This window comes from Flavobacterium arcticum, from assembly GCF_003344925.1.
GTDB classification, from domain to species: Bacteria; Bacteroidota; Bacteroidia; order Flavobacteriales; family Flavobacteriaceae; genus Flavobacterium; species Flavobacterium arcticum.
Genome location: NZ_CP031188.1, coordinates 966959 through 980770, shown reverse-complemented (window position 1 = coordinate 980770; position 13812 = coordinate 966959). Strand labels below are relative to the sequence as shown.

At 31.1% G+C, this 13812-nt stretch carries 11 protein-coding genes; 5 read left to right on the top strand and 6 right to left on the bottom strand.

Annotation, left to right across the window (positions count from 1 at the left end; translation table 11 throughout):
• Window positions 1–173 precede the first annotated feature (173 nt).
• Genes DVK85_RS04455 through DVK85_RS04435 form a run of 5 tightly spaced genes read left to right on the top strand, consistent with a single transcriptional unit; the run spans window position 174 to window position 8259 of the window.
• Window positions 174–2387: a type I restriction-modification system subunit M gene (locus tag DVK85_RS04455; protein WP_114677282.1), complete on the top strand. Its 2214-nt coding sequence runs from the start codon at window positions 174–176 to the stop codon at window positions 2385–2387.
• 56 nt (window positions 2388–2443) lie between these two features.
• Window positions 2444–2776 carry a type II toxin-antitoxin system RelE/ParE family toxin gene (locus tag DVK85_RS04450; protein WP_114677281.1) on the top strand — a complete coding sequence of 111 codons (333 nt, stop codon included), beginning with the start codon at window positions 2444–2446 and terminating at the stop codon, window positions 2774–2776.
• 25 nt (window positions 2777–2801) lie between these two features.
• Window positions 2802–3893, top strand: coding sequence for an ImmA/IrrE family metallo-endopeptidase (locus DVK85_RS04445; RefSeq protein ID WP_114678979.1), 1092 nt, complete (start codon window positions 2802–2804; stop codon window positions 3891–3893).
• Window positions 3894–5189 carry a restriction endonuclease subunit S gene (locus DVK85_RS04440; protein ID WP_205431299.1) on the top strand — a complete coding sequence of 432 codons (1296 nt, stop codon included), beginning with the start codon at window positions 3894–3896 and terminating at the stop codon, window positions 5187–5189.
• Window position 5190: 1 nt separating this feature from the next.
• Window positions 5191–8259, top strand: coding sequence for a type I restriction endonuclease subunit R (locus DVK85_RS04435; RefSeq protein ID WP_114677280.1), 3069 nt, complete (start codon window positions 5191–5193; stop codon window positions 8257–8259).
• 58 nt (window positions 8260–8317) lie between these two features.
• Here the strand turns inward: DVK85_RS04435 and DVK85_RS04430 are convergent, their stop codons facing one another.
• From DVK85_RS04430 to DVK85_RS04405, 6 genes are all read right to left on the bottom strand, one after another.
• The gene (locus DVK85_RS04430; protein WP_114677279.1) at window positions 8318–9352 is read right to left on the bottom strand and encodes a DUF3871 family protein; all 1035 of its coding nucleotides are present in this window, start codon (window positions 9350–9352) and stop codon (window positions 8318–8320) included.
• Window positions 9324–10187, bottom strand: coding sequence for an AAA family ATPase (locus tag DVK85_RS04425; RefSeq protein WP_114677278.1), 864 nt, complete (start codon window positions 10185–10187; stop codon window positions 9324–9326). Before DVK85_RS04425 ends, DVK85_RS04430 begins: the two co-directional genes overlap by 29 nt.
• Before the next feature lie 113 nt (window positions 10188–10300).
• Entirely contained in the window at window positions 10301–11533 is a 1233-nt protein-coding gene (locus DVK85_RS04420; protein WP_114677277.1) for a site-specific integrase, read from the bottom strand.
• Window positions 11534–11610: 77 nt separating this feature from the next.
• Window positions 11611–12492: a hypothetical protein gene (locus DVK85_RS04415; RefSeq protein ID WP_114677276.1), complete on the bottom strand. Its 882-nt coding sequence runs from the start codon at window positions 12490–12492 to the stop codon at window positions 11611–11613.
• Window positions 12493–12496: 4 nt separating this feature from the next.
• On the bottom strand, window positions 12497–12790 hold the full coding sequence (locus tag DVK85_RS04410; protein ID WP_114677275.1) for a helix-turn-helix domain-containing protein: 294 nt from the start codon (window positions 12788–12790) through the stop codon (window positions 12497–12499).
• Window positions 12791–12904: 114 nt separating this feature from the next.
• Complete coding sequence (locus DVK85_RS04405) at window positions 12905–13759, bottom strand: hypothetical protein (protein ID WP_114677274.1); 855 nt, start codon at window positions 13757–13759, stop codon at window positions 12905–12907.
• Between the last annotated feature and the right edge of the window lie 53 nt (window positions 13760–13812).

Genomic DNA, 13812 nt, shown 5'->3' with positions numbered 1-13812 from the left:
TGCCAGAAAATCTTCTTTACTATATAAAGTGGTAGGGGCATCTTTATCCCCAGAACTTAGTGGGGGTTTTGCACAAGGTATCTGGCACTCTCGCTTTTAATCGATAATTTTTTTTTATAAAATTTTTTTTGCATTTGAATAGCCTTACATTTATAGGCACATAAAAAGTATAAATGAATAATAAAGTACATAATCAAATAGTTAGCTTCATTTGGAGCATTGCTGATGATGTTTTGAGAGATGATTTTGTAAGAGGTAAATACAGGGATATAATCCTACCCTTTACTGTATTAAGGAGGCTGGACGCATTACTAATACCAACCAAGGAAGAGGTTTTAAAAGGATATATCTTTTTAAAGGAAAATGGGATAGATGATTTGTCTGGACTGACACATCAATCTAAATTCCCCTTTTATAATATTTCAGGGTTTACATTTTCAGACAGCAGTACTGTAAAATCTAAATTTCCATATACAGCATTAACTAATGACCCTGCTAATATAGACAGTAATCTAGAAGAATACCTAGATGGCTTTTCAGATAACATTCAACTAATTATTGATAGGTTTGAAATAAGAAAGCAGCTTGCAAAATTAAAAGAGAATGGATTGACTCCTCTTTTAATTGAAAAACTAGCCTCCAAAGAAATCAATTTAAGTCCAATAGAAATTAAAAACCCTAAAGGCGAGGTACTACCTCCTTTAACTAATTTAGGTATGGGCTATGTTTTTGAAGAACTTATTAGAAAGTTTAATGAAGAAAACAATGAAGAGGCTGGTGAACATTTTACACCTAGAGAAATTATACAGTTAATGACACACCTTATCTTTTTACCAATAAAAGATAAACTTAAAGTTGCTCAATACTCTATTTACGATTCTGCTTGTGGAAGTGGTGGTATGTTAACCGAGGCTGAAAAATATGCTAAAAGGATAACAGATAACAAAACCTCTTTCAGTTTATATGGACAAGAAGTAAACCCTGAAACTTGGGCAGTTTGTAATTCTGATATGCTTATTAAAGGCGAAAAAGATTACCATATTGCTTATGGTTCTACATTAGCTAATGATGGTTTTCAGTTTAAAGAATTCGACTTTATGTTGTCTAATCCGCCTTATGGTAAGGCTTGGAAAAAGGATGAAGATGCAGTGGTTAATGAAAGAGGTAAAACTAATGAAGTAATAAAAGACCCGAGATTCCAAACAGGACTGCCAAAAATTTCTGATTGTCAATTGCTATTTCTTTCTAACATGGTTCATAAAATGAAGAAAGGAACTGAATTAGGAAGCAGAATTGCATCAGTCCATAACGGTTCTTCGTTATTTACTGGTAATGCAGGTCAAGGAGAAAGTGAAATTAGACGCTACTTAATTGAGAATGATTTGGTAGAATGTATAGTGGCGCTCCCAGAAAAAATATTTTACAATACAGGAATTCCAACTTATATCTGGCTACTTTCTAATAGAAAAGAAAAAAGAAGAGAAGGCAAAATTCAGCTTATTAATGCTTTAGACTTATCTACGCCTTTAAGAAGAAATTTAGGAGAGAAAAACTGTGAGATGCAACCAAGCCATATCAAGCAAATAGAGGACTTATTTCTAAACTGTAAAGAAACTGAAATATCTAAAGTATTCAACAATGAGGATTTTGGCTATCATGAAGTTACCATAGAAAGACCTTTAAGATACAAATCGCAGTTTACCGAAGAAGCAATCGAAAGATTGAGATATGTAAACACTATTTCAGAGGAAATGACATGGATGTTTAAAGCATTTGGAGATACTCTATATGAAGGTATTACAAAAGATATTAAACAAAAAACAGAGCTATGGATTAAAGACCAAGACTTAAAAACATCTACTGCTAATAGGAAAAAACTGTTTAGTGCAGCTACTTGGAAAACTCAAAAAGAATTGATGCTAATTGCTAAAGATATTTTTACTAAAATTGGAGATACACTTTATGATGACTTCAACCAATTCAATAAAGATGTTGATAAAGTGCTAAAATCGTTTTCGTACAAAGTTAGTGCTACAAACAAGAAAAAGGTGCTACTTGCTGTGAGTTGGAAAGATGAAGATGCGAAACCAGTTATTAAGAAGAAAGAAAAGATTGGCACTTTAACCTATGAAGCAGATGCTGATTTAAGAGATACCGAAATTGTACCTTTAAATGAAGATATAGAAGTGTATTTTAATAGGGAAGTTATTCCTTATGTTTCTGATGCATGGATAAACTATGACAAGATTACTAAAGGTTACATGATTTCATTTACAAGATATTTTTACAACTATTCTCCCCCTAAAGATTTAGAGCTAATAAAGCAGGAAATCCTTGATTTAGAAAAGGAAACAGAAGGAATTCTAGAAGAGATTATTAAAAGTTAATTACTATTTTTATTTTTTAATTAACACTTAATGTTAATAAGTTTATTATATTTGCAATGGATATTACATTTGGGGACAAGAAGTTAAAGAAATACGCCAACAGTGACAGGGATGGACAAAAAAAGTTGGGTGCAGATAAATTTAGAGTCTACAAAAAAAGACTCTCCCAAATTCAAGCAGCAACAACTTTAGAAGACTTAAGATATGCCCCAGGAAGATTTCATGAATTAAAAGAGAACAAAAAAGGGCAATGGGCTTGCGATTTAGACCATCCTTACAGACTCATTTTTACCCCTCAAGAAAACCCAATACCTACAGATGACAATGGAAAATATATTTGGGTTGAAATTTCAGGAGTAGAAATTATTAACATTGAAGATTACCATTAAACAGAAAACTAAAGAAGGGACAAATATGGCAACTATTAATCAGTATTACCCAGAAAGTGTTACACACCCTGGCGACATATTATTAGAGGCATTAGAAGAAAGAGAATTAGGAGCAAAAGAATTTGCAGTAAGAACAGGAAAACCAGAAAAAACTATTACAGCAGTATTAAAAGGTGAAAGTGCTATTACACCAGATATGGCAGTGCTATTTGAACAAGTTCTTAAAATACCTGCTCATTTTTGGATGAATGCCCAAAGCAATTTTGACGAGTATCAAGCAAGAGTTAACTTTCAGTTAGCTATTGATGATGCTATAGAATGGGCTAAAAAATTTCCTTATGCTAAAATGGCAAGTATGGGCTGGCTTCCTAAAACCTTAAAAATTAGAGAAAAGGTAGTTTATTTATTTAACTACTTTGAGGTAGCTAGTACAAAAGCTTGGGAAGATTATTACATCAACCAAAAGCTTCAAGTGGCTTTTAGAATTTCATTAAAAGACCACGAAAATGCTACTGCTATTGCATCTTGGTTAAGACAAGGAGAATTGCAGTCAGAGCTTTTAGAAGCACCAGAATTTGATAAGTCTGCATTTAAGAAATTACTGCCAGAGATAAAAAAAATAATGGCTAAACAGCCAGATGATTTCTTTGAGCAACTACAAGCCTTATGCCTAACAGCAGGTGTAAAAGTAGTACACACACCTTGTTTACCTAAAACAGCTATTCATGGCTCTACTAGATGGATTAACAATGTACCGCTTATACAATTAAGTGGTAGGTATAGAAGAAACGATATTTTTTGGTTTACATTCTTTCATGAAGTAGGTCATATTTTACTGCATGGTAAAAAATATATTTCTATTGAAAATGTTGCTTACGCAGGAGAAAATGAAGACTATGAAGCCCAAGCTGATGCATTTGCTTCAAACATCATTCTATCTGAAAAGGAAGAAGCTGAAATTTGCAGTAACAGACAACTATCTACTGATGATATTGTAAGATATGCCAAAAAATTTGGAACTCATCCAGCATCTATTATTGGCAGATTGCAATACAAAGAAGTTATTGCTTACGGACAAGGAAATGAATTTTTTAAACCTATTAACTTCTGCGATTAATTGAAGCCCACATATAATAAATACAAAAATTCAGATTTCATTTATACCAATCAAATAACTGATGATTGGGAATACATAAAGTTTAAGTACTTATTTGAAGAAAGAAAAACTAAAGGATTCCCAAATGAACCTCTACTTGTCGCATCTCAAGATAAAGGAGTGGTTTTAAAGGACAGTTACGGAAGAAGAACGACTACTGCTACAAAAGATTTACATCTACTAAAGTTGGTGCACAAAAGAGATTTTGTAATAAGTTTAAGGTCTTTTGAAGGTGGTATTGAAATTTCATATGAAAGAGGAATAATAAGCCCAGCTTACACAGTGTTTTTTCCAAAAAAAAATGTGAATAGTTATTATTATAAACATCTATTCAAATCTCATAGTTTCATAGCATTACTGAAAACTTGTGTGACTGGAATAAGAGAAGGTCAAAATATAGATTACAATATAATTAAGGATGAGTACATTCCAATTCCACCTATTGAAACACAAAATCTTATTGTTGCCTATTTGGATAGGAAAGAGAGACAAATTAAAAAATTCATTAGAAATAAACGTGAACTGCTTTCTTTAACAGAAAATCAGCTATACGCATTAGTTTTTGGAACCAAGGGACAACAGGAAGTTAAGGAGTGGGAAGATTTATTTGATAAGAATTGGGAGATAAAAAAAGGGAAATGGATTTTCAACGAAAGAAATATTAAAAATCATCCAAATGAAAGATTACTAGCAGCTACACAATCTAGAGGTTTAGTTTTTAAAGATGAGATTGAAGAAAATTATGTTACAGCAACTCAAACGGATGGATTAAAGTTAGTTTGTAATGGTGATTTTGTTATTAGTTTAAGGTCATTTGAAGGTGGAATTGAATTGTCAGAAGTACAAGGAATCACAAGTCCAGCATATACTATGTTCTATTTAAAAGATGAATACAAAAAGCTTAAGAACTTAAAGTATTATTACAAATACCTTTTTAAATCGAGTCAATTTATTGGATTGCTTAACACAGTTGTTTCTGGAATTAGAGAGGGGAAAAACATAAGCTTTAGAGACTTTAGAGATTTGAAAATTCCTATTCCAGACCAAAAAACTATTGATAGTATATATAAACTTCATATAAAATTAGTTGATACAAAAAATTTGATAAAAAAAGAAAATGAACTTTCAAAAAATCTATTATCTACTTTAATTGAGAATGTGGTTACTGGAAAATTACAAGCACCCAAGAGCTTTGAGAAGAAACCAATCACTATAAGTAAAGCAGCAGAACCTGCAACAACCTACAAGACTTTATAATATGCAAACAACAGACTATAGCGAAAGAGGATTTCAAGAACTCATAGTTAAAGAACTATGTGAGCAAGGATATACAGAAACGCTTTCAAAAGACTTTAATAAAGAGTTTTGTTTTAACCTCCAAGAGCTATGGTATTTTATAAAAACCACACAACCTAAAAAATTCGATTTCATTCAAGATAAAGGTGAAAGAAAGTTTTTGTTGCGGTTAGATAAAAAAATAAGGCAAGATGGTATTGTAGATACCTTAAGAAAAGGTGTTAAACACTATGATAAAACCATAGATTTATTTTACCAACAACCACCATCTGTTTATAATAAAAAAGCACAAGACTTATTTGAAAAAAACCTGTTTACAGTAACCCAAGAGTTAATGTATACAGAGGCTAATAGAAATGAAATAGACTTGGTAGTCTTTTTAAATGGGCTTCCAGTTGTAACAATGGAACTTAAAAACGCCTTTACACACCAAGCAGTAAAAAATGCTATAAAACAATACAGAAATACCAGAGACCCAAAAGACCTTATTTTCAACTTTGGTAGATGTATGGTGCATTTTGCAGCAGATACAGACTTGGTATATATGGCTACAGCATTAGCCTACGATAAAACATTTTTCCTCCCATTTAATAAAGGACTAAATGATGGTGATTATGTTGCTCCTTTTGGTGCTGGAAATCCTGAAGTCAATGAAGGTATTAAAACCTCCTACTTGTGGAAGGACATTTTAGAGAAAAGAAGTTTTACTAACATAATAGGGCAGTTTGCACAAATTGTAAAAGATGATGATGACCCTTGTAACAGAAAATTAGGGATTAAGAAAAAGAGCAGTCCTAAACTTATTTTCCCTAGATACCACCAACTAAAAGTAGTTAGAGATTTATTGTATGATGTAAAACATCAAGGCATTGGTAAACGGTATTTAATTCAGCATTCTGCTGGTTCAGGAAAGTCCAATTCTATAACGTGGTTAGCGCATCAATTAGTTGGTTTGTATGATAAAACCAATACTAACCACTTGTTTGATTCTGTTATTGTAGTTACAGATAGAACTGTTTTAGATAGGCAAATTAGAGAGAACATTAAACGGTTTGCACAAGTAAAATCTACCGTTGAAGCTATTACAGGTAAAGGTGGCTCTAAAACTTCACAGCTAAAAGAAGCGTTAGCTAACAAGAAAAAAATCATTATTTGTACAGTACAAACATTTCCTTTTTTGCTTAAGGAAATGGACGATTTACAGGAATCTAATTTTGGAATTATAATAGATGAAGCCCACAGTAGCCAAAGTGGCGATACTGCTGCTAAAATGAATGCAGCTTTAGCAGGAAAAGGCTTTGATGATTTACCAAAAAATGAAGATGGTACAATTGATACTGATGATATTGTAAATCATATTATTGAAAGTAGAAAAATGTTGAAAAACGCAAGTTACTTTGCATTTACTGCTACACCAAAAAATAAAACTTTAGAAACTTTTGGGGTGCCTTATAAAGGTATAGGTGATGATGGTTTAGAGAAAACAAAGTTTAAGCCTTTTCATACCTACTCTATGAAACAGGCTATTGAAGAGGAGTTTATTTTAGATGTGTTGGCAAACTATACCACTTACAATTCTTTTTATAAGTTAATATCACAAGCCAAAGAGCATAAGGAGTTTGAAATAAAAGATGCCAATAAAAAATTAAGGTCTTATGTAGAAGGGCACAAGTTTGCTATTAAAGAAAAAGCCATAATAATGGTTAATCATTTCCATCAAGATGTACATCATTTAATTAATGGAAAGGCAAAAGCAATGATAGTATGTAAAAGTATTGCTTCTGCTATGAAATACAAAGATGCAGTAGATGATTACCTAAAGGAAATAAAATCCCCTTATAAAACTATTGTAGCTTTTTCAGGTAAGAATAAACATTACAGTACTGGTATAGAAATGACCGAAGCTAGTATGAATAATTTTGCTGATGGAGACAATGACATTCCCTGCAAGTTTAAAAAAGACAAATACCGTTTTTTAATTGTAGCCAACAAATACCAAACTGGTTTTGACCAACCCCTATTACATACCATGTATGTAGATAAGCAGTTATCTAGTGTTGCAGCAGTTCAAACACTGTCAAGATTAAATAGAGCACATAAACCCTTTAAAAAAGACACTTTTGTTTTAGACTTTTTTAATAAGCTAGATGACATAAAAGTAGCCTTTCAAGACTACTATACAACAACCATTTTAAGTGAGGAAACAGATATAAACAAGTTAAATGATTTGCAAGACAATTTAGCTGAATATCAAGTCTATTCCCCAGAAATTGTAGAAGAACACTTTACATTATACTATAATAATGTTGATAGAAATAAAACAGAACCACTTATAAAAAGAGGTGCTTATTTTTTTGATAGTGAACTAACAAAAGATGAGAAAATAAGCTTTAAATCACAAGCAAAATCCTTTGTAAGAACTTATAGCTATTTAGCTAAAATTGTAGATGTACAAAATCCAGAATGGGAAATGTTATGGCTGTATTTAAAGTATTTATCACCCTTATTAAAGATTGATGATGAAAATGATGATGAAAACATCATTGAGGCTATTAACATGGATAGCTATAGAGTTTCTAGACACCAACAAGGAAAAATAGATTTAGTTGCAGAGACAGCTTCTATTGAGCCTATTCCTGTAAGTGAAGGTGGTTTTGGAACAGAAAAAATGTTTGACACTTTAGAGGGTATCATAAATGAATTTAATAAAAGATTTGGTGATATTGAATGGACAGACAACGATAAAGTAAATGAAAGGTTAAGTATTGAAATTCCTAGAAGAATTAGGGAGAACGAAGCACAAATGGCTGTATTTAATAATTCAGATAAGTCTAATGCAAAAGACTATATGAATAAGATAGTTACCGATGTTATGAAGGAGCTAATCTTCTCTTCAAAAGGAGATTTGGTAGTAGACACTGAAATCTATAAAACCTTTGCAGATAATGCAGATTTTAAACAGAAATATGTGGATATGATGTTTGATATGTTTTGGAGCAATAGGAATAATGATAGCAGAACACACAAATGATTTAAAATACTATTAAAAAAATAACCCAACCTCTAAATAAATAGAGATTGGGTTCTACTCAACTCAAAAACCAACGATGTTTAGAATCACCATTGATAGCATTTGCCAGACCTTGAGTAAAATCAAAGGCATTGACATTTCTTGATAGAAAAGAGTCTATATAAGAGCTTTTATTAGCTCCTGTGAAGAGATTATATACATTCCAAAGGTTAATATCTCTATTCTCATTTCTACAAAAGCTATCATCTAAATAATAGTCTTTAGCTACTGTAGAAATTTGTCCATCATTAAGCATTAATTCTGGAATTAGAGTCTTTTCTTCTTTAGGCAGAAAGTTATATAACCTTGCTCTACCTATAAGCTGAGCAAATTGCTGTTCAGTTAAATTATGTTGAGATAGTTGCTTCATTTCCTGTAAATGAGATTGTGCATTATAGTTCTCTATTAAATCCATGATTTTAGACTGTAATTCAGAATAGTTTCCTACTCGCATTTCATCTTGATAACCATCTGTAGAAATACATAGGTTACAACACACCATATTCTGAAAACCTATAAAGAACTTAAATTTCTCATAAGTTTTTCTGTTATACAAGTTTTCTTGATTGTAAGCTCTAACACCTCCAACAGTTAATGAAACATCATGACCATTTATGTTTTCTGTAATAGATGGTATTCTAATGATAAATGCCATTCTTTCAAAGTACTGTGTTTTCTCATGTTCTAAAAGCTCTTTTACTGGCTTGTAAATAGCATCAGCAGTTCTGCCTTTAATTTGATGAGAAACTCTAACCTCTGGCACTTCAATTGTATGATGTGAAAACACCTTACCAATACAGTCTTGAGCTATCTCTATAAACTCTTGATGCGCTAATGTCTTCTCATTATCCTTACTGAATACAGGAATGATACATTCATGTTTTAAAGTAGAAAGGCTAACCTCTTTTGTGTTAGCCTCTATAAATGGGTTATGTTGATATACTTTATTTTTTGAAGGTATTTGCAAAGGATGCACAATTTCAGGAATACCTTCAGGATAATTAAATACTCCTTGACGTTGCTTGTTAAGCTCTGTTACTGATACTATTTCCATTTTGACTAAAATTTTGTGGGTTAACTAATTTTTCTAATAAATCTTTTTTAGCTTGATACAAAGCTTTTAATGGCAACTGAAAACTAGGATACTCTTTGTATAGCTCCATTAACTGACTAACAGACAAACACTCTTCTATTCGCTGTTTTACATCTTCTTCTTTTACAGGTGAAGTACACCACTCTAAAATCCGTTTACCTGTAGAAGTATTTATCATAAATTCTGGTCTACCTGAAAACAAGTTAGTTCTGTCTTTACTCGCTATTGCAAAGTGCTTAATATCTATATCAAATACAATGGTAAACTCATAGGAAACATCATCTCTTTGTACAGCTTTAAGACCAACTTTTTCAGGAACATACTTTCCATCTTTTTGCTGTAGTACATAATCCTGTTTTGTTCTCATTGTAGCTATAACATGTGCATCACATTGTAAAATCTTATTTATAAATGCTTTTTGTCTAGGTGTAACCTTGCTCCAATTAGCAAAAGAATTCCCAGGTAGTTTTGAATGGTAATCTAAAAGCTCATCCCATACTTGAGAGATGGAATCCAGCACTATCACTTCCATTCCTGCCTCTTCACAAACAGTTATAGCTTCTATAAATTTCTCTGGTGTATAAGGTGGTTGTAACGGTAATACATTGTAGTTACCCAAATGAGCATAAAGGTCAGCAGAGCCATTTTCTGTATCAATTACAGCCACTTTATCCAGTTGGTCATTAGTTAGTCCTTTAGCAAGTAAAAGTGAGCTTAAACTCTTGCCTGAACCTGATGAACCTTGTAGAGCCATTTTAATTTTTGCTTGTTGTCTTTCTGATTTTCTTAATTGCATAATCTTATGTTTTTGAAGGTTAATATTAATTTGTATTAGTAAAGATTAATCTGAATAGATTAAGTATATAATGAAGAAAGACCCTCATAAAATGAGAGTCTTTTCATATAGTTTTAAGATGCATATTGTAATATGGGTTCTTCTAAAAGTTTTGACATTGCATCATCAATTATATCATCTTTAAACTCCTTAAGGTAGGCTTGTGTAATACTCACATCAGCATGCCCCATAGACCTCCCAATAACATCAGTTGAAATACCTGCAAACTTTAAGTTAGTAGCAAAGCTGTGTCTGATAACATAAGATGTTACATTTTGTTCCAAACCTTGAATTTCAGCTATCTCTTTGAGTTGCTTATTAAATCGTCTTAATGTTTTATGCTTCCTGTTGTCTATTTGTACTGGTGATAAGTCTTCTTTTAGTAAAATTGGAAACACATATTTTGTTGGTCTATTCTGAGCTTTGTAATAAGCTATAATTTGCTTTACAGGCTCTAACATTTTAACTGTAAACTTACCTTTGGTTTTAGAACGTATATATTGAATTCTATCACCTTGAATATTATCCCATTTCAATTTCATCATATCAACAAAGTTCATTCCTCCCATGTAATAACTAAAAACCAAGTAGTTCTTAGTGTTAATCAAATGCGGATATTTCTGGGTATTAATAGCTTCCATCAACTTCATTTCATCTCTAATCAATGCTTTTTTAACCCCTTTAGCTTTAAACTTTGAAATTTTATAAATCTTAAACGGATAGTATTTTTCATCTACAATTCCACTTTTAATAGCATAGTTATATAAAGCTCTAATAGTTCTCATTTTTATACCAATACCTCCATTGGAATTATTATTACTCCTTAAAAAGGTTTCATACTTATCTAGAAAAGCTGGTGTGACTTCTCTAAACAAAATATTTTTGTTCTTATGGAATTTAAAAAACGAGTTATAAGTGTCTTTATATGGTTTTGAATTACCTATCCTTCCTGCTTTTATGAAATCATTTATTTTTTCTTTCCAAAATTCGGAGACAGTTACACTGGAAGATTTACGCCCCCTAAACTTAGTTTCAAATTGATTTAAAGTAAAGTCAATGTCATCTAATGCAAATTCATCTATTATTTTTAATGCTTTTTCTTGTAGCTTTAATAACACTCTATTTCTCTGTGAGGCGTTAGCATATGTTTTTTTAAACTCGTTCTTTTTAGAATCCCAATCTTCCTTTTCACAAAGCATCCCTAAAGAGATTAGCTTAGACTTTCTATCTTTAACTATTCTTAGTATTACTGGAAATTCGTTTTTCTTATTAGGTTTACTTCTTAAGGTTATATTAATACTTGCCATAATTATGATTTTAAGTATGCGACATTTTCTCAACTATATATTACATATACTATAATGGTTGATAAAATGTCGCATTATTAGTTGGAAATGAATACACTAAAAGCTTTCCTTAGTTCACTTTCTAGATTTAGTTTTTCTTTATTTAGATTGTACTTAAGTATCAATGCATTGAATTTCGTCTTTTCTCTATACTTTGCTTTTCTGCCATTTTGGGTATTAAAAGACTCCCAATACCTATTACTTAAATATTTCTCCAGTGATAGCTTATCTTTCCCCTTAACATTTTCATAATTATCTACAATAATTATCTCGTTAAACCTCAGCATAAAGAAATCAAATAGTAGTTTTAGCTTTTCCTTTTTTTCTAAGTCATTTACGTTTAGAATCCCCATCTTTCTAAGTTCTAAACTCTTACTTAACGTAAGGTTTATACTTAAAAAATTTTCTAAACCAAGTTTCTTTTTACTTGCATAAATGCCAATAGTATAATTGGTGTATTCAAATTCCTTTAACTCTATGTTTTTCTTCTTCTTTTTGTTATGATTGTAATAGTTTAATTTGTGCATGAGAATGTTCATTTTTATTAAATCTTTTCCTGCTTTTTTTGTTGGTACACTAAAGCCATAACTAATCTTAGATATTTTAGTCTCACCAGAGTCAATCATATAACTTTTAAGGTTTTTGATAGCTCTTAGGGAGTCCGAAAATGTTAAATTTTCAAATTGATGCATATAACCTTTAGAAATACAGCGGTGGATGTTTTTTAAATAACCAATTATAAATGCTCTATACTTATCTATTAAAACTGAAACTCCATTTTGATATGCAGTTATAGGGTAATTAACTTCTCCTGTTTTAAGATTAGTTAATCTCTTAACATCTTCAAAAACATCTCTTTCTGTAATAAAAAGTTGATATTCTGATTTCGTTTTATGATATGATTTTATAATATCTATCATAACCTTAGTTCTCTAAAGGTTTAGACAAATAATTATCCATATCTAAAGCACAGTCATCATCAGTACTAACTCTACTATTTGTTATCCACTGGTCTATTTCTAAACGCTTTAGATATATCTTCTTTCCACCAGGCTTGTAATGAGGAATTTCCTTATTACTTGTCATTTTGTACAACCTAGAGGTTGATAACCCCAAGTACTGCGAAGCATCTTCAATTGTTAAAATCTCTTTTTGCTGAATGTTTAGAGCTAAAAGAAGTTTTTTTATTTCTTTAATTTCATTTTGAATAAAATCCATAATTATAATAAATTATGGATAGCCGACTATCCTTTTGTTAATGTTGAAACAAAGAAACTGCGAAGAAGACCTTACATTAGTTTACCATACCTTGACCGTATAGTAAAGCTATATTTATAGTGAAGAAATAATGATGTCAATTCTATCTTTAGAAGCTGGATTGTCTGACATAGCTTCTCTAGATTGTTTTAGGTTTTTTAATTCATTTCCATTATGGTCTCTAAACACATATCTAATGAATTTATAGAGGTCGTTTATGATACTTCGACTTAAAAATCTGTTATCTATAAGCTCGTCTAAAAAGTAAAGTAATGATGGCTTACTAACATAATTTTTATTCTTACCTGTAATTAGCCAATTAATGCCTTCGTCTATTTCTTTTCCTGTAAAGGCATTAATAAACTCTTCTAGTGAACAAGAGATAACTGATGGCTTTTCATGAAGCTGTTTATATAAAGTTTTAATTTTAGATAATTGCTCTTCAGGTGTCTTTGCTATAAACACAAAGGAAGGTGTGTAAGAATAGTTTGTAGATTGTTTTGAATACTGGTCAATCAAGCTATCTAATTGCCCTAAATACAAGAGTAAAAAGGGAAATTCTTTACAAGCACTATTACTAAAAAGACTGTTTAGTTTTATTCTTAAAAAATCAGCATAAGCCCTAACTTCTTTTTTATCAGAAAAGCGTTTTTGAAAGCCTAATTCAATGAACTCTTTAGCTCTTTTAACTTCCTGCTTCAGCTTTGATTTAGAAGAGTGTTCAAAAGAAAAAGTAATATACTCTGATGCAACTTCATCATGATGAATGTTAAGGACTTTAATAATGTGATTTACATTATCTATTTCATCTGTATTATTAAAATACAATTCTTCAGTAATATTAGTATAAAACTTTTTTAGGTCTCTCTGTATTTCGTTTTCTAAATACCAATCAAAAAATGCTAAAGGGAATTCTGCTGTACTTTCCATAAATCAAAACTAATAAAAACCGTGATTACAAAAAGAGAAATGTTTGACCTATG